General features: G+C 71.7%; 15 protein-coding genes and 1 riboswitch. Of the genes, 7 read left to right on the forward strand and 8 right to left on the reverse strand.

Annotation, left to right across the window (positions count from 1 at the left end):
• Positions 1–114 precede the first annotated feature (114 nt).
• The 5 genes from glyA to ACVFI9_RS15145 all read right to left on the reverse strand — a co-directional run bounded on the left by glyA (position 115) and on the right by ACVFI9_RS15145 (position 5,245).
• A complete protein-coding gene (gene glyA / locus ACVFI9_RS15125) occupies positions 115–1,374 on the reverse strand; it encodes a serine hydroxymethyltransferase (protein WP_474766281.1) in 1,260 nt (419 codons plus the stop codon).
• 119 nt (positions 1,375–1,493) lie between these two features.
• Positions 1,494–1,574: riboswitch (ZMP/ZTP riboswitch) on the reverse strand.
• 41 nt (positions 1,575–1,615) lie between these two features.
• The gene (locus tag ACVFI9_RS15130) at positions 1,616–2,959 is read right to left on the reverse strand and encodes a DJ-1/PfpI family protein (RefSeq protein WP_474763027.1); all 1,344 of its coding nucleotides are present in this window, start codon (positions 2,957–2,959) and stop codon (positions 1,616–1,618) included.
• 5 nt (positions 2,960–2,964) lie between these two features.
• The gene (locus ACVFI9_RS15135) at positions 2,965–3,360 is read right to left on the reverse strand and encodes a hypothetical protein (protein ID WP_474763028.1); all 396 of its coding nucleotides are present in this window, start codon (positions 3,358–3,360) and stop codon (positions 2,965–2,967) included.
• A gap of 113 nt (positions 3,361–3,473) precedes the next feature.
• Positions 3,474–4,112, reverse strand: coding sequence for a response regulator (locus ACVFI9_RS15140; protein WP_474763029.1), 639 nt, complete (start codon positions 4,110–4,112; stop codon positions 3,474–3,476).
• Positions 4,109–5,245 (reverse strand): sensor histidine kinase, encoded by a 1,137-nt coding sequence (locus tag ACVFI9_RS15145; protein WP_474763030.1) that lies wholly within the window; start codon positions 5,243–5,245, stop codon positions 4,109–4,111. The genes ACVFI9_RS15140 and ACVFI9_RS15145 overlap by 4 nt, the downstream gene beginning before the upstream one ends.
• A 204-nt stretch (positions 5,246–5,449) precedes the next feature.
• Between ACVFI9_RS15145 and ACVFI9_RS15150 the strand changes: the two genes are divergently transcribed.
• On the forward strand, positions 5,450–7,003 hold the full coding sequence (locus ACVFI9_RS15150) for a family 20 glycosylhydrolase (protein WP_474763031.1): 1,554 nt from the start codon (positions 5,450–5,452) through the stop codon (positions 7,001–7,003).
• 27 nt (positions 7,004–7,030) lie between these two features.
• On the opposite strand, the gene ACVFI9_RS15155 is transcribed toward ACVFI9_RS15150, so the two are convergent.
• Genes ACVFI9_RS15155 through ACVFI9_RS15165 form a run of 3 tightly spaced genes read right to left on the reverse strand, consistent with a single transcriptional unit; the run spans position 7,031 to position 10,219 of the window.
• Positions 7,031–7,942 carry a carbohydrate ABC transporter permease gene (locus tag ACVFI9_RS15155; protein WP_474763032.1) on the reverse strand — a complete coding sequence of 304 codons (912 nt, stop codon included), beginning with the start codon at positions 7,940–7,942 and terminating at the stop codon, positions 7,031–7,033.
• 3 nt (positions 7,943–7,945) lie between these two features.
• Positions 7,946–8,920, reverse strand: a complete 975-nt coding sequence (locus ACVFI9_RS15160; protein WP_474763033.1) for a carbohydrate ABC transporter permease — start codon at positions 8,918–8,920, stop codon at positions 7,946–7,948.
• Between the two features lie 54 nt (positions 8,921–8,974).
• Positions 8,975–10,219, reverse strand: coding sequence for an extracellular solute-binding protein (locus ACVFI9_RS15165; RefSeq protein WP_474763034.1), 1,245 nt, complete (start codon positions 10,217–10,219; stop codon positions 8,975–8,977).
• A 334-nt stretch (positions 10,220–10,553) separates the two neighbouring features.
• Here ACVFI9_RS15165 and ACVFI9_RS15170 point away from each other — a divergent pair, with 334 nt between their 5' ends.
• The 6 genes from ACVFI9_RS15170 to nagA are packed head-to-tail and all read left to right on the forward strand — an operon-like array spanning position 10,554 to position 16,206.
• The gene (locus ACVFI9_RS15170) at positions 10,554–11,492 is read left to right on the forward strand and encodes an SIS domain-containing protein (protein ID WP_474763035.1); all 939 of its coding nucleotides are present in this window, start codon (positions 10,554–10,556) and stop codon (positions 11,490–11,492) included.
• A gap of 5 nt (positions 11,493–11,497) precedes the next feature.
• The gene (locus tag ACVFI9_RS15175) at positions 11,498–12,448 is read left to right on the forward strand and encodes an ROK family protein (protein WP_474766282.1); all 951 of its coding nucleotides are present in this window, start codon (positions 11,498–11,500) and stop codon (positions 12,446–12,448) included.
• Positions 12,445–13,419, forward strand: a complete 975-nt coding sequence (locus ACVFI9_RS15180) for a 1-phosphofructokinase family hexose kinase (protein WP_474763036.1) — start codon at positions 12,445–12,447, stop codon at positions 13,417–13,419. The genes ACVFI9_RS15175 and ACVFI9_RS15180 overlap by 4 nt, the downstream gene beginning before the upstream one ends.
• Complete coding sequence (locus ACVFI9_RS15185; protein ID WP_474763037.1) at positions 13,416–14,267, forward strand: class II fructose-bisphosphate aldolase; 852 nt, start codon at positions 13,416–13,418, stop codon at positions 14,265–14,267. Before ACVFI9_RS15180 ends, ACVFI9_RS15185 begins: the two co-directional genes overlap by 4 nt.
• Positions 14,264–15,052, forward strand: coding sequence for a DeoR/GlpR family DNA-binding transcription regulator (locus tag ACVFI9_RS15190; protein WP_474763038.1), 789 nt, complete (start codon positions 14,264–14,266; stop codon positions 15,050–15,052). The genes ACVFI9_RS15185 and ACVFI9_RS15190 overlap by 4 nt, the downstream gene beginning before the upstream one ends.
• Positions 15,049–16,206, forward strand: a complete 1,158-nt coding sequence (gene nagA, locus ACVFI9_RS15195) for an N-acetylglucosamine-6-phosphate deacetylase (protein ID WP_474763039.1) — start codon at positions 15,049–15,051, stop codon at positions 16,204–16,206. The genes ACVFI9_RS15190 and nagA overlap by 4 nt, the downstream gene beginning before the upstream one ends.
• Positions 16,207–16,210: the final 4 nt, after the last annotated feature.

A 16,210-nucleotide genomic window follows, 5' to 3' on the forward strand; every position in this document is an offset into this window, starting at 1 on the left:
CCTCGTGTCCCCGGATGGCCCGGATCCTGCATACCGGGCCGGGCCGCACGAGGCGACCGGATTCCCGGCGAATGGAAACGCGGCCCGGGGACGGCGCCCCGGGCCGCGAGCGAGCTACTGCTGCAGGCCCGGGTACAGCGGGAACGCCGCCGTGAGGGCCTGGACGCGCGAGCGGAGCTCGGGGACATCCGCTTCGCCCTTGAGGGCGAGGGCGATGATGTCGGCGACCTCGGTGAACTCGGCGTCGCCGAAGCCGCGGGTGGCGAGCGCCGGCGTGCCGATGCGCAGGCCCGACGTGACCATCGGCGGGCGCGGGTCGAACGGCACGGCGTTGCGGTTCACCGTGATGAGCGCCTCGTGCAGGAGGTCCTCGGCCTGCTGGCCGTCGATCTTCGAGTTGCGCAGGTCGGCGAGCACGAGGTGCACGTCGGTGCCGCCCGTCAGCACGTCGACGCCCGCGGCGCGCGAGTCGTCGGCGTGCAGGCGCTCGGCGAGGATGCGGGCACCGCGGAGCGTGCGCTCCTGGCGGTCCTTGAACTCCTCGGATGCCGCGATCTTGAACGCCGTGGCCTTGGCCGCGATGACGTGCATGAGCGGGCCGCCCTGCTGGCCGGGGAACACGTTCGAGTTCAGCTTCTTCGCAAGCTCGGTGTCGCGCGAGAGGATGAAGCCCGAGCGCGGGCCGCCGATGGTCTTGTGCACGGTCGACGAGACGACGTCGGCGTAGGGCACGGGCGACGGGTGCAGCCCGGCCGCCACGAGGCCCGCGAAGTGCGCCATGTCGACCCAGAGCTGCGCGCCGACCTCGTCGGCGATCTCGCGGAACGCGGCGAAGTCGAGGTGGCGCGGGTACGCCGACCAGCCCGCGATGATCACCTGCGGCTGGTGCTCGCGCGCCTTGTCGCGCACCACGTCCATGTCGACGAGGAACGTCTCGGGGTCGACGCCGTAGGACACGGCGTTGTAGAGCTTGCCCGAGAAGTTCAGCTTCATGCCGTGCGTGAGGTGGCCGCCGTGCGCGAGCTCGAGGCCGAGGATCGTGTCGCCGGGCGTCGCGATCGCGCTGAGCACGGCGGCGTTCGCGGTAGCGCCCGAGTGCGGCTGCACGTTCGCGTACGCGGCGCCGAAGAGCGACTTCGCGCGCTCGATCGCGAGGTTCTCGGCGATGTCGACGTACTCGCAACCGCCGTAGTAGCGACGCCCGGGGTAACCCTCGGCGTACTTGTTGGTGAGCACCGAGCCCTGGGACTGCAGCACCGAGACGGGCACGAAGTTCTCGCTCGCGATCATCTCGAGGTAGTCGCGCTGACGTCCGAGCTCGAGCTCGAGGACCTCGGCGATCTCGGGATCGACCTCGGCGAGCGATTGGTTCATCACGGACTGCTGGGAAACGGCGGTATCGGCCAAGACTGGCTCCTTCATGACATGCGGACCTGCCCTTCGACAGGCTCAGGGACCTGGGTGCTGCCTGCTGCGACTCGCGCAGAGACATGCGTACCGGCCCAGGCGTACGGTCGGTCCGTGCCAGTCGCTCCCCGATGGTGACCATCTCAACGCCAGTCGCGACGCTCGCAAGCATAGCAACGGATGCCGGGAGCCGCCCGACCGGCTCGGGTCAGTCGCCGTCCGGGGCGGGTGCGGGCGCCGCCTGCCGCCCGCGGACCCGGCTGCCTCCCCGACGTCGCCGCACCAGCGCGAGCACGCCGAGGGCCAGGAGCGCACCCAACGCGGCGAGCGCCACTGGCCGGAAGGTCTCGGTCCACGGCCACGAGTCCCCCGACAGGCTGAGGTCGTCGATGGGGTACTCGAGCACCTTCGCCGTCCAGCGCGCGGTCGCGACGTCCGTGGAGCGTGCGAGGTCCTGCAGCACGCCGTCGTACGGGAAGCCGGGGTCGTGGTGCGGGTGGGTCGGGGCATCCATTCCCGGCACCGGATCGTGCTCGGTGGTGCCTGGCACGACGAGCCGGTCGAGGCCGACGCCGCTGTCGGTGCGCGGCACGAACGTGAGCCCGTTCCGGCTCTGCACGGCGCCGTCGCCGAGGCTGACGGTGCGCGCGGCGAGCGACTGCCCGTAGGTGTCGAACACCGAGGCGAGCTCGATCTCACCGACGCCGTCGGTGAGGAGGACGCCGATCCGCTGCCGGTCCCAGCCGAACGCCGTGTTGAACGCGACGACGGCGTCGGATGCCTCGAGCCGGGACTGGTCCATGCCCGCGGGCCCTCCGGGGTGGTGGTGCGGCCAGCCGATCGCATGGGCCGCGTCGGCCGCGGCATCCGCGCCGACGAAGCGCTCGACCGCGTGCAGGGTGCCGTCGATCCCCGACAGGATGCCCGCCGTGCTGATGACGGCGCCGTCGTCCACGTACCTCGTGCCCTGCATCCACTCGACCTCCGGGAACCGCTGCGACCACTCCTGCAGGCGCAGCCAGTGAGCGGTGGCCTCGCGCCCGTCGAGGAGGCCGGCCGAGGCGACCACGGCCGCCCCGTTGCAGATGCTGAGGAGCACCGCTCCCCGTTCGGACTGGGCGGTGAGCCAGTCGGTGACGGGCCGCGTGGACGGCTGCGTCACGTCGGGCATGGCGGGCACGACGACGAGGTCGGCCGGGCCCCCGGTGAGGTCTTCGAGTTCCGCGAACGTGAGGTCGGGCACGAGGTCGAGTCCGCCGGTCAACGGCACGGAGTGCGGCTCGGATGCCACGGTGTACACGTTGAACGCGCCCGTGGTGGCGAGGATCTCGTAGGGCGCCAGCGCGTCGGACACGACCGCGCCGCGGTCGCCGACCACGACGACCGCGGTCGGCTTGGCCGGATCGTACGCCGGCGGCTCGGCCGTGACGGCGACCTCGTCCGTGCGCGGCGCGTTGAGCGCGGCGAATGCGGACGCGACGGTCGGCGCGGCGAGTGCCGTCGGAAGCGCGAGCGCGACGAGCACGACCGCCAGGATCTTCAGGATGCGCACGGCCCTCACCACCCGTACTCGTGCCGGCGGCGCAGCATGGCGGCGAGCATCGCCGTCACCATGAGCACGTGGCCCCAGGTCATGAGTGCCATGTCGGAGAGCATGCCCGCCCAGTTGAACGGCAGCAGCACCAGGAACGGCAGGTACATGGCCGCGCACATCTCGACGATGGGGACTGCGCCATGCCCGCGGATGCGCATCCAGACGGCCATGCCGATCGACATGTTCGTGGCCATCACCAGCGCACTCGCGGTCGTGTTCTCGTCGAGCCCCGGCCAGGCGAACGACCACACCGGGCCGAGGATCGCCATGCCGACCAGCATGGCGATCACCATCTCGAGTGCGTGGCGCGCGAAGCGCAGTGCGGACGGACGGCGGGCGGCGGTCGCGTCGTGGTTCATCTCGACTCCTCGTGTCGTGTGGATGGGACACGGGAATCCTCGAACCGGCGGCGGGGTCGCGGCAGGTGCCGAAGGTCACGCCCGAGGTCACCTGCTCGGGATGACCCGTCGGGTCACAGGATGCCGAGATCGCGGGCGCGCAGGGCCGCCTGGGTGCGATCGCGAACCTCGAGTTTCGCGAGCACGCTCGTGACGAGGTTCTTCACAGTGCCCTCGGCGAGGTAGAGGGCACCCGCGATCTCGCGGTTGCTGCGGCCCTCGGCGAGGAGTCGCACGACGTCGACCTCGCGTTCGGAGAGCGGATGCTCCGCCGGCGCGGCGTCCTCCGGCAGTCGCGCCACGCGTGCCACGAGCTTGGCGGCCACCGACGGATGCAGCACCGACTCACCCCGTTCCGCGGCGAGCAGGGCCTCGACGAGTCGCGCGCCGCTCACGTCCTTCAGCAGGTAGCCGACGGCGCCGGCGCGGATGGCCGCGAACACGTCATCGTCGTCGTCGAACGTGGTGAGCGCAAGCACGCGCACGTCGGGCTGCTCCGCCCGGAGGCGCGCGGTGGCGGCGACGCCGTCGAGCACCGGCATCCGCAGGTCCATGAGCACCACGTCGGGGCGCAGCTCGGCTCCGCGACGCACCGCCTCCTCGCCGTCGCCGGCCTCGCCGACGACGTCGATGCCCGGCTGCACCTCGAGCAGCGTCGCGAGGGCCTCGCGGAAGAGCGCCTGGTCGTCGGCGATGAGCACGCGGATCGTCATCCGGGCACCTCGACGGTGAGCGCGAGACCGGTGTCGCCGGCGGGGGCCAGGGACATCCGGCCGCCGAGGCTCGCCATGCGCTCGCGGAGCCCGGTGAGGCCGAAGCCGTCGGCCGCGACCGCTCCGGGCGCTGCGGCACCCGCGCCCGCCTCCGCGTCGGCGCCGGGGAGTCCGTGCCCGTCGTCGCGCACCTCCAGCCGGATCCGGTCGGCCTCGCGGTAGTCGAGCACCACGGTCGTGCGGGTGGCCTCGGCGTGCTTGCGCACGTTCGTGAGCCCTTCCTGCGCCACGCGGTACAGCGATTCCTCCACCTCGGCCCGCACCTGGCGCACCCGGCCGCGCACCTCCAGCTCGGTGGTCACCCCCGCCTCCGTCGCCTCGGACGTGAGCGTGCCGAGGGCCTCCACGAGGTCGGGGCGCTGCTCGCGCAGGGTGGCCACCGAGCGGCGCACCTCGGCGAGCGCCTGACCCGACTGCTCCTGCGCCTTGGCAAGCATGCCGTCGAGGCGGTCGGGATCGGCCGTGCGGATGACGGCGCGCGCCGCCTCGAGGAGCATCTGCACGACCGTGAGGTGGTGGCCGACGCCGTCGTGGATGTCGCGGGCCAGCCGGTTCCGCTCCTGGATGGTGGCGAGCTGCTCGGCCTGTGCCGCGTAGTCGCGCAGGCGTTCGTTGGCTCGGGCGAGTTCGGCGCGTGCCCGGCGCTCGCGCACGAGCAGCTCGGTCACGACGAGGGTGAAGGTCGTCACGGCGAGCGTGCCGAGACCTTCACGCAGGCCGTCCTGCCACTGCATGCCGAGGTGGATGAGCGGAATGGCGGCGGCGACCACCGCCGCGGCGGGCAGCGGCAGGAGCAGCACGCTCTGCGAGACGAGCACGACGAGCAGCAGGACCGCGCCGATCGCCGCACCCGAGAGCGAGAAGATCACGAAACCGAGCGGCAGTTGCACCGCGACGAAGGCCACGGCCCACCACACCGAGCGGCGCTGCACGAGGTGGAAGCCGAAGATCGCGATCACGGCGTAGGCGAGCCCGACGAGCAGGGTCGGCAGCGGCTGCTGCTCGAAGCTCGACGACCCGAGCGGCAGCGTCACGTATGCGATGACGGTCAGGATGGCCAGTGCCCTCTGCACGGTTCCCACTGTGGATGACCCGGCGTCGCGGGTCAACCAGACCAGGGGCACCGGTCAGGTCGGAGACACCCTCCCGTCCGCCGCCTCCGGCATGGCAGGATGGTCGGCACGATGTTCGTAAGGATTCCTGCCCTACTGCTCGTCGTCGCGGCCGTCGCCGTGTCGGCGAGTGCGTGCGGCTCGCCAGACCAGAACGGAGACGCCGTGACCGGCATCGTCCCAGCGCCCGCGTCGTTCGACCTGCGCGACGCCGCGCCGTTCCGTCTGAGCGAGGATGCTCGCATCGTGGCGCGCGGCGACGGCGCCGCGGCCGTCGCCGCGACGTTCGCCGAGTGGCTACGGGCGGCCACGGGCTTCGACCTGCCGGTCACGGGCGGCGAGCCCGCGGCATCCCTTCGACCGGCTCAGGGCGGCGCCGACCTCGCCTTCGTCGTCGCCGACGGGGAGCCCCCGGGCGGCGCGGCCGAGGGATACACGCTCGAGGCCGGTGACGGCGGCGTGCGCATCGGCGCCGAGACGGCCGAGGGACTCTTCCGGGGCACGCAGTCGCTGCGGCAGCTCCTGCCGCCCGAGATCGAGCGAGCGGATGCCGCGACAGCGCCGGCCGGCGGCTGGACCGTGCCCGCGGCATCCATCGCCGATGCGCCGCGCTTCGCCTACCGCGGCGTCATGCTCGACGTGGCGCGGCACTTCTTCCCCGTCGAGGACGTGCTCGACCTCATCGACCGCATCGCCCTGCTGAAGTTCAACGTGCTGCACCTGCACCTCACCGACGACCAGGGCTGGCGACTCGAGATCGAGTCGTGGCCCGCCCTGACCGACGTCGGCGCGTCGACCTCGGTCGGCGGCGCCGGCGGCGGGTACTACACGAAGGACGACTACCGTCGCATCGTCGCGTACGCAGCCGAGCGGTTCGTCACGATCGTGCCCGAGATCGACCTTCCGGGACATACCAACGCAGCGCTCAGCGCCTCCCCCGAGCTCAACTGCGACGGCGTTGCGCCCCCGCCGTACGAGGGCGTCGAAGTGGGCTTCTCCTCGTTGTGCGCGTCGCCCGAGCGCGCCGAGGCGACCGACCGGTTCCTCACCGATGTGACCCGCGAGGTCGCCGAGCTCACGCCCGGCCCCTGGCTGCACCTCGGGGGCGACGAGTCGCTCGCGACGAGTCCCGAGGACTACCTCGACCTCGTGCGGCGGATCGCCGCGGCCGGAGCGGCGACGGGCAAGACCGTCATCGGCTGGCACGAGATGGGCGCGTCGCGCGACCTGCCGCCCGGCACGGTCGGCCAGTACTGGAGCTTCGTCGAGCCCGAGCCGGAGGCCGCCGCGCTCACCCGTTCGTTCGTCGAGCAGGGCGGGCGCGTGATCATGTCGCCGGCGGATGTCGCGTACCTCGACATGCAGTACGTCGACGATCCGCAGGGCCCGCTCGGCGGCACGCTGGGGCAAGACTGGGCCAAGGGGCCGACGACCATCGAGGAGGCGTACCTCTGGGATCCCGCCGCGATCGTGCCCGGCGTCGGCGAACGCGAGGTGCTCGGCGTCGAGGCGCCCGTGTGGACCGAGACGCTCGGCGCGATGTCGGAGGTGGAGTTCATGCTCTTCCCGCGTGTCGCGGCGATCGCCGAGGTCGGGTGGTCGCCCGCCGGCCGCGGCGACGTCGACGGCTTCTTCGAACGCGTCGCCTCCCTCGGCGAGCACCTCGATGCGCTCGGGGTCGAGTACTACCGCCTGCGCGGGATCCCCTGGGCGCGGTAGTTCCCCTGCCCTCCGACGTGACGACGTCTACTTCACGCTGCCGGCGGTGAGCCCGCCGACGAGTCGCTTCTCGATGATCATGAACAGCAGCACCACGGGGAGGATCGCCACGACCGAGACGCCGAACACGTAGTGCCAGCTCGTCTCGTACTGGCCGACGAACTTCGTGAGGGCGACGGAGAGCGGCTGGTTTCCGGCGGTCGAGAGGATCACGAGCGAGGCCGCGAACTCGTTCCAGCACGCGACGAACGTGAACACGATCGCGGTGACGATGCCCGGCCACACGAGCGGCAGCATGATGCGGAACAGCACCGTGAGGCGCCCGGCTCCGTCGATCTGGGCGGCCTCGTCGACCTCCTTCGGCACGCCGGCGAAGAACGAGTGCATGATCCACACGGCGAACGAGAGGTTGAACGCCGCATTGACGAAGATCATCGCCGCCCACGTGTCGATCATGCCGAGCGCGACGAACTGTCGGAACAGGCCCGAGGTGAGCACGGCGGGCTGCAGCATCTGCGTGACGATCACGAGGAAGAGGAACACCATCCGCCCGGGGAAGCGGAATCGCGCCGTGTAGTACGCCGCGGGCATCGCGACCGCGAGCACGAGCAGGGTCGCGAAGACCGAGATCACGATGGTCGAGATGAGGTTCTGCGGCAGCGGCGTCTCGGGGGTCGACCACATGTTCACGTAGTTCTCCCAGTGCCACTCCGTGGGGAAGTACGTGGGTTCGACCGAGCGGATCTGCGCCTTCGTCTTCACCGAGCCGAAGAACATGATCGTGTACGGGAGGATGAAGATCACGAGCACCACGAGGCCCGCGAGCATGCGCAGCAGCACGCGCCAGATGGGCACCTGGTCCTCGGTGTAGCGACGGCGGCGGCGAGCGGATGCCTCTGGGCGGGCGATCGCGTCGAACACGGGCGCGGAGACGGTCACGGGTCAGACCTCCTGCATCGGCTTGACGATCCGCACGTACGCCGCGACGATCACGATGACGATGAGGAAGGCGACGACCGACAGCGCGCTGGCGACGTCCACCTTGTGCTGGTTCTGGATGTACTTGAAGATCATCGTCATGATCGTGTCGGCGTCGTAGCCCGGGATCGAACCCGTCATCACCTTGAGGATGGGTAGCGAGTTGAAGACGTTGATGATGTTGATGAGCACCGCGACCGAGAGCGCGCCGCGCAGCTGCGGCAGGACCACGCTCCAGTAGGTGCGGACCGGTCCGGCGCCGTCCATCTTGGCCGCCTCGAGCACGTCCCCCGGCACGGTGGCGAGGCCGGCGAGGATCGTGTACGTCGTGAACGGCAGCGAGACGAATACGGCGACGACGATCGACCAGGCGAACGCCGTGTCGGGGTTGCGCGTCCACCCGTAGCCCTCGGGCGTCGCGATGAGGCCGATGTCGACGAGGAAGGTGTTGATGATGCCGAAGTAGGGCTCGAGCCCGTAGTAGACGACCATCGTGGTCATGACGACCGACGCGGCCCACGGGATGATCACCGCGAGCCGCACGATACGCCGCCCCGGGAAGGCCTTGTCGAGGATCTGGGCGAGGCCGAGCGAGATCACGACCGTGGCCCCGACGACCACGACGACCCACACGATGGTGCGCACGAAGATCGGCCAGAAGTAGGCGAACGAGAAGACCTCGACGTAGTTGGCGAATCCGACGGAGCCGTTGTCGAGACCCGAGATCGTGATGTCGCGGGTGGAGTTGTAGAACATGACGACGGCCGGGAACAGCACGACGCCGAAGATCAGCAGGAGGGCCGGCCCGATCCAGGGCAGGGCCGCGAGGAGCGCGATCCCGCCCGGGCGTCGTGCGCCCCCCGAGTCGCCCCTGGAGGGGCGGGGGCGGCCGTCGGCCGCCCCCGCCCGGTTCGATGACGTGTCGGTCGTGGTGCTCATGATGCGATGGTCACCGATCCCTCCGATGGTGCGTACGGTGCGGATGTCGCGAGACTAACCCGCGTCCACCTGCGCCTGGATCTCGGTGAGGACATCCTGCGCAGGCTTCGTCTGCAGCTGGCCGAAGAGGGCCTTGAATGCGGCATCCGTCGCCGACCACTTGGGGTTCGTGCTCGGGTAGAACTGCGCGTCGGGCAGCACCTCGAGGAACGGCTGCAGGGCCTCCTCGTCGGAGAGCTCCTCGGCACCCGACTTGGTGGTGGGCAGGAAGCCCTCCGCCTCGACCCACGGCACATACGCCTCGGCCGAGAAGAAGTAGTCGAGGAACGCCGTGATGGCCTCCTGCTTGTCGCCGTCGTTCTGGAACGCCATGAGCTGGTCCATGACGCCGAGCGTGAACGGGCTGCCGTCCTCGGTCGGGATGGGGACGATCGAGTAGTCGAGCTCGGGGTTGTTCTCCTCGATCTGGCCGACCGTCGGCGGCAGGCCGACCTGCATGCCGATCTTGCCCTGCACGAAGATGTCCATGAGCGGTGAGCGGTCGGTGGAGCCCGGGTCGGCCTGCGTGGCACCGGCGTCGATCATCGCCTTGATCTGCTCGGCTCCCGGCAGGTTCGACGGGTCGTCGACGGTGATCTCGGACTCGTCGCCGAACGTGCCGCCGCCGCCCCAGAGCCAAACGGCCGCCTCGGCCTGCGCCTCCTCCGAGCCGAGGGGCATGCCGTATCCGGCGATGCCGCCGCCGAGCCCCGAGATCTTGGTGGCGGCGTCGAGCAGTTCGTCCCAGGTCGTCGGCGGCGCCGAGACGCCCGCCTGCTCGAGCAGGGCGTTGTTCACGAACAGCGCCCGCGCCGAGGCGATGAAGGGCAGCGCGTAGGCGGTGCCGTCGACCTCCGCGTTGGCGAGGAACGACTCCTGGAAGTCGGCGTAGGTCTCTTCCGAGACGACCTCGTCGGCCGGGTAGAGGAGGCCGTCGGCGGCGAAGCCCGCGAACGGCCCGCCGTTGTAGATGTCGGGTGCCTCGCCGCCCTGGATCTTGGTGGTGATCACCGACTCGAGGTTGTCCCACGACTGCACCTCGAGGTTCACCGAGATGTCGGGGTTCTCCTCCTCGAAGCCGGCGATGACGTCCTCCCAGAGCCCCTGGGTCGCGTCGGAATAGCTCGGGACCAGCAGGTCCAGCGTGGTGCCGCCTTCGGCATCGTCGCCCGAGCCGCCGCCGAACCCGCACGATGCGAGCGTGAGCGATGCGGTGGCAGCCATGGCGAGCGCGGCGCCGAAGCGTAGCGACTTCTTCATTCGTGCTTCCTCACTGTTCGTGGATCACGGGTGCGGCAGCGTGCCGCGCCGGTGCGGTGGGTGGCGACGTCGAGGCCGCCGAACTGCATGAAACTGACGTGAAACGGATATTTCCGATCATGTCCGGTCACACGGTGGTCACGATGATGGCGGACGTCGCCCGATGCGTCAAGACGCCTTCACCTGATCGTTACCGTCGGAGGGCGAGATGGGAGCACCCGGCTTCCCGCCCCACGAACGTGGGGTTTCTGTTCATAGACTTGATTGATAGACAGTTGCTGCGATCATTTGCGATCATGAGCGCAGCAGATCGCGTATCGACATGGAGGAACGCATGACCCACGGCACCGAGGACGACTCCACCCGACCGGGCACCACGGGCCGCGCACCCCTCGGGGCCCACATGGCCGCGGAGCTCGCCTCGCAGCCCGAGACGTGGGCCCGCGCAGCCGGCCTCCGGGCCGAGCAGTCGACGCTCCCGGCCCGGGGCGCGCGTGTCGCCGTGGTCGGGTGCGGCACCTCGTGGTTCATCGCGCAGTCGTACGCGTGGCTCCGCGAAGCCGGTGGTCACGGCGAGACCGACGCCTTCGCGGCATCCGAGGCCTTCGTCGACCGCGGCTACGACGCCGTCGTCGCGTTGACCCGGTCGGGCACCACGACCGAGGTGCTCCAGCTCGTCGAGCGGCTGCGCGGCCGCGCGCGCACCATCGGCGTCATCGGTGACGCGGCTTCGACGCTCGTCGGCCTCGTCGATGAGGCGATCACCCTGCCGTTCGCCGACGAACGCTCGGTCGTGCAGACGCGATTCGCCACCACAGCGCTCGCGCTCTTCCGCGCATCGCTCGGCGAGCACCTCGACGACGCCATCCGCGACGCCGAGCACGCCGTCGCCGAGGAGCTCGATCCGGCCTTCGTCGACGCCGAGCAGTTCACGTTCCTCGGCCGGGGATGGTCGGTCGGCCTCGCCCACGAGGCGGCCCTCAAGATGCGCGAGGCCTCCCAGTCGTGGACGGAGTCCTACCCGGCCATGGAGTACCGGCACGGGCCCATCTCGATCGCGGCGCCAGGACGGGTCACGTGGCATTTCGGCGAGCCCCCCGCCGGCCTCTCCGAGGAGGTCGCCGCGACGGGCGCTCGCTTCGAGGCGGGCCGGCTCGACCCCATGGCCGAGCTCGTGCGCGCCCAGCGCGTCGCACTCGAGCGGGCTCGGGCGCGTGGCCTCGACCCCGACTCGCCGCGCAACCTCACCCGCTCCGTCATCCTCGGCGGTTGACGATCGTGACCGAGACCCCGGATGCCCCGTCCGCTCCCCTGGGACCGGGCGACGTCGTGGTGGCGTTCGACGTGGGCGGCACTGACACGAAGTCGGCGCTCGTCGACGGCGCGGGACGCGTGCTGGGGCTCCGCCGCACGCCCACCCCCATCGACGGCGACCGCACCGCCGAGGCCGTCGTCGCACGGGTCGCCGAGCTGGCCACCGAGCTCCGCGCCGCCCACCCCGATCTGCACCCGGTCGCGGCGGGCCTCCTCGTGCCGGGAATCGTCGATGCCGAACGCGGGGTCGGGGTGTTCGCGAGCAACCTCGGCTGGCGCGATGCGCCGATCCGCGACCTCGCCGAGGCCGCGCTCGGGCTGCCGGTGGCCTTCCACCACGACGTGACGGCCGCGAGCTGGGCCGAGCACCGGCTGGGCGCGGCGCGGGCATACGCCGACGTCGTGGTGCTCGTCATCGGCACCGGCATCGCCGGCTCGCTGATCCTCGACGGCCGGCCGCACCTGGGCGGCGGGTATGCAGGCGAGATCGGACACTCCCCCGTCGCGGAGGAGCCTCGCTGCGCCTGCGGGGCCCGCGGATGCCTCGAGGCGATCGCCTCGGCCGGCGCGATCACCCGCCGCTACGCGGAGCGCTCGGGAGTCGAGGTCGACGGTGCGCGCGAGGTGCTCGCCCGCGCGGAGGCGGGCGACGCCCATGCGCGGGACGTATGGGCGTCGGCCGTGGACGCCCTCGGGTTCGCCGTGGCGCAGCTCGCCGCGACGGTCGCGCCCGAGGCGATCGTGATCGGCGGTGGGCTCTCCCGCGCGGGCGACGCCCTCTTCGCTCCGCTCACGACACGGGTCGACGAACGACTGAGCTTCCACCGACGCCCGCTGCTCGTGCCGGCCAGCCTGGGCGACGATGCCGGCCTGCTCGGGGCCGCCCTCATCGCGCGCGAGAGCATCTCCCGATGATCCTCACGGTGACCCCGAACCCCGCGATCGACCTGACCTGGCACGTCGATCAGCTGACGCGAGGCGGCGTCCACCGAGTGCCGGCCGGCGCCTCCCGGGCGGGCGGGAAGGGCCTGAACGTCGCCCGCGTCCTCCACGCCACGGGACACGACGTCGTCGCACTCGCCACGGCCGGAGGACTCACCGGCGACGAGCTCCGGGCCGATCTCGAGGCGTCGGGCCTCAGGTACCGGCTCGTTCCGACGGCGTCGCCGACCCGGCGCAGTGTCGCGATCGTCGACGAGGCCAGCGGCGAGGCGACCCTCCTCAACGAACTCGGCGCCCCCCTCTCGCCGGCCGAATCGGCCGCCTTCGCGGAGGCCACCGCCGACCTCGGGGGCACGGCGCAGGCGGTCGCGATCAGCGGCAGCCTGCCCCCGGGCTTCGACGCCGAGGAGCTCGGCGCGCTCGTCGCACGACTCGCCGCGATGGGTGTCCCGGCGGTCGTCGACACGAGTGGTCCGGGCATCCTCGCCGCCGCCCGTGCCGGCGCCTTCGCCCTGAAACCCAATCGCGAGGAGCTGGCGGACGCCACCGGCGTGGCCGACCCCATCGGGGGCGCACGCTCGCTGCTCCACTCCGGTGCGCGGCTCGTGGTCGTCTCGCTCGGCGAGGAGGGCCTGCTCATCGTGACCCCGGGCGCTCCGAGCCTGCACGCCCGGCTGGCCGCTCCGCTGCGAGGCAACGCCACCGGGGCCGGTGACGCCGCGGTGGCGGCCATCGCAGCCGCCATCGCGACCCGGGCCGATCTCTGGAGCACCACGGATGCCGCAGCCGGGGCCCGCACGCGCCTCGCGCGCCGCGCGGCCGCGTGGTCGGCGAGTGCCGTGCTCATGCCGCTCGCCGGCGAGCTCTCGCCCCGGCATCCCGAGCTCGAGGCCGAGGTCGTCGTCACCCCGCTCCAGCACGCGACCGACGAGGGGAACCCATGACGCTCACGCCGACCCGGAACATCCTCGACCGCGCGCGCGCCGCCGGTCGTGGCGTCGGCGCGTTCAACGTGCTGCACCTCGAGACCGCGGAGGCGCTCGCCGGTGCCGCGGAGGACGCCGGACTGCCGGTGATCCTGCAACTCTCCGAGAACTGCATCCGATACCACGGCGCCTTCGAGCCGATCGCGGCCGCGACCCTCGCGATCGCCGAGGCATCGAGCGCCCTCGTCGCCGTGCACCTCGATCACGCCGAGGATCCCGAGCTCGCGTTGCACGCCCTCGATCGCGGCTTCGGATCGGTCATGTACGACGGGGCGAGGCTGCCGTTCGACGACAACGTGGCGGTGACCCGCCGGGTCGTCGCGCACGCCCGGACCACCGGCGCCCTCGTCGAGGCCGAGCTCGGCGAGATCGGCGGCAAGGACGGCGCGCACGCCCCCGGAGTCCGCACCGACCCCGGCGAGGCGGCTCGATTCGTCGGCGACACGGGCGTCGACGCCCTCGCGGTCGCGGTCGGATCCTCGCACGCCATGACCGAGCGCACGGCGGCCCTCGACCTCGACCTCATCGAACGGATCGCCCGAGCCGTGCCCGTGCCGCTCGTGCTGCACGGCTCATCGGGCGTCGCGGATGAGATGATCGTGCGGGGCATCCGCGCCGGCCTCACGAAGGTCAACGTGTCGACCCACCTCAACGCGCACTTCACGGGTGCGATCCGCGACTTCCTGACCGCTCACCCCCAGGTCGTCGACTCGCGGAAGTACGTCACCGCCGGCCGGGAGGCCGTGCGTCTCGAGGCGACGCGCCTGATGGTGCTCTTCGCCTCCGCCGAGAAGGAGCCGGAATGAACCGCGCCGAGCGCCTGAGCGCCGTGCTCGACCTGCTCGCCGAGAGCGGGCAGATCGAGGTCGACCAGATCGTCGAGCGGCTCGGGGTCTCCCCCGCCACCGCGCGTCGCGACCTCGACGCGCTCGCGCAGCAGCAGCTGCTCACCCGCACGCGCGGTGGAGCCGTCGCGCACTCGGTCGCCTACGACCTGCCGATCCGGTACAAGAACCAGCAGAATCCCGAGGCGAAGGCCGCCATCGCGCGGGCCGCGAGCGCGCTCGTGCCTCGTGGCGCGGTGATCGGGCTGTGCGGCGGAACGACCGCGACGGCCATCGCCGATGCCCTCATGTCCCGCGCCGACATCATGGAGCCCTCGCACGAGCCGAGCCTCACGGTCGTCACGAACGCGATCAACATCGCCATGCAGCTCGCGATGCGACCGCAGATCAAGACCGTCGTCACGGGCGGCGTCGTGCACGCGCGCTCCTACGAGCTCGTCGGCGCCTACGCCGACGCCGTGCTCGAGCACATCACGCTCGACCTGGCGTTCATCGGGGTCAACGGCATCGACCCGGTCGTCGGCCCGACCTCGCACGATGAGCGCGAGGCGGCGGTCAACGCGCTCATGGCGTCGCGGGCGACGCAGGCGGTGCTCGTCGCCGACGCCTCGAAGATCGGCCGGCGAGCCTTCGCGGCGATCGGTCGCCGCCGCCTGTTCTCGACCATCGTCACCGACGCCGGCGTCACCGACGAGCAGCGGCAGCGCCTCGTCGAGGGCGGGTACGACGTTATCGTGGCGGAATGACCCCACCGTCCACCGTCATCCACTCGGCCCGCCTCGTGAGCGGCCGCGACACGGCCACCGACGCATGGGTGCGCTTCGAGGGCGATGTCGTGGCCGCCCGGGGCATCGGCGACACGTGGCGGGACTCGTTGCCGCAGGACGCGTCGGTGACGGATGCCGCGGGCCGTCACCTGGTGCCGGGATTCATCGACCTGCACTGCCACGGCGCCGGCGGGGCATCCGTCGAGCAGGGCGCAGAGGCCATCGAGCGGGTGCTCGCGGTGCACGGCACGCACGGCACCACGCGCTCCGTGCTCTCGCTGGTCACGGCGCCCGTCGAGGCGCTCACCGACCGGCTCGAGGCGATCGGCCGGGCCGCGGCATCCGACCCGCGCGTGCTCGGCGCGCATCTCGAGGGCCCGTTCCTCGACCACGAGTTCCGCGGAGCCCACGACCCGGCCCAGCTGCGCGCGCCCGACGCGGCATCCGTCGACCGGTTGCTCGAGGCGGCGAACGGATGCCTCCGCCAGATCACCCTCGCCCCCGAACTCCCCGGGGCGCGTGACGCGATCGCCCGCTTCACCGGCGCCGACGTCGTGGTCGCCGTCGGGCACACCGGGGCCGACTTCGAGATCGCGCTCGCGGCATTCGACGCGGGCGCCTCGATCCTCACGCACGCCTTCAACGGGATGCGCGGCATCCACCATCGAGCGCCCGGTCCGGTCGTCGCGGCCATGCATGCCGGCCACGTGACGCTCGAGGTCATCAACGACGGGGTGCACGTGCACCCCGACGTCGTGAAGCTCGCGTTCTCGGGTGCGCCGGGGCGCATCGCCCTCGTGACCGATGCGATGGCCGCAGCCGGCTCCGCGGACGGCGACTACCTGCTCGGCTCCCTCCGGGTCATCGTCGCCGACGGCGTGGCACGTCTCCTCGAGGGCGGTTCGATCGCGGGGTCGACGCTCACCCAGGACGAGGCGCTCCGCCGCGCCGTCGTCGACAGCGGCATCCCGCTGGCCGATGCCGTGCGCGCCCTCACCGAGACGCCGGCCGCGGCGATCGGCCGCGCGTCGGACCTCGGGTGCCTCGAGCCCGGGTACGCCGCCGACGCGGTGCTGCTCGGCGAGGACCTCGGTGCCGAGGCGGTCTGGAGCGCGGGCGTCAGGATCGCCTAGAGGA

It is taken from the genome of Agromyces sp. NSFZ, from assembly GCF_056156205.1.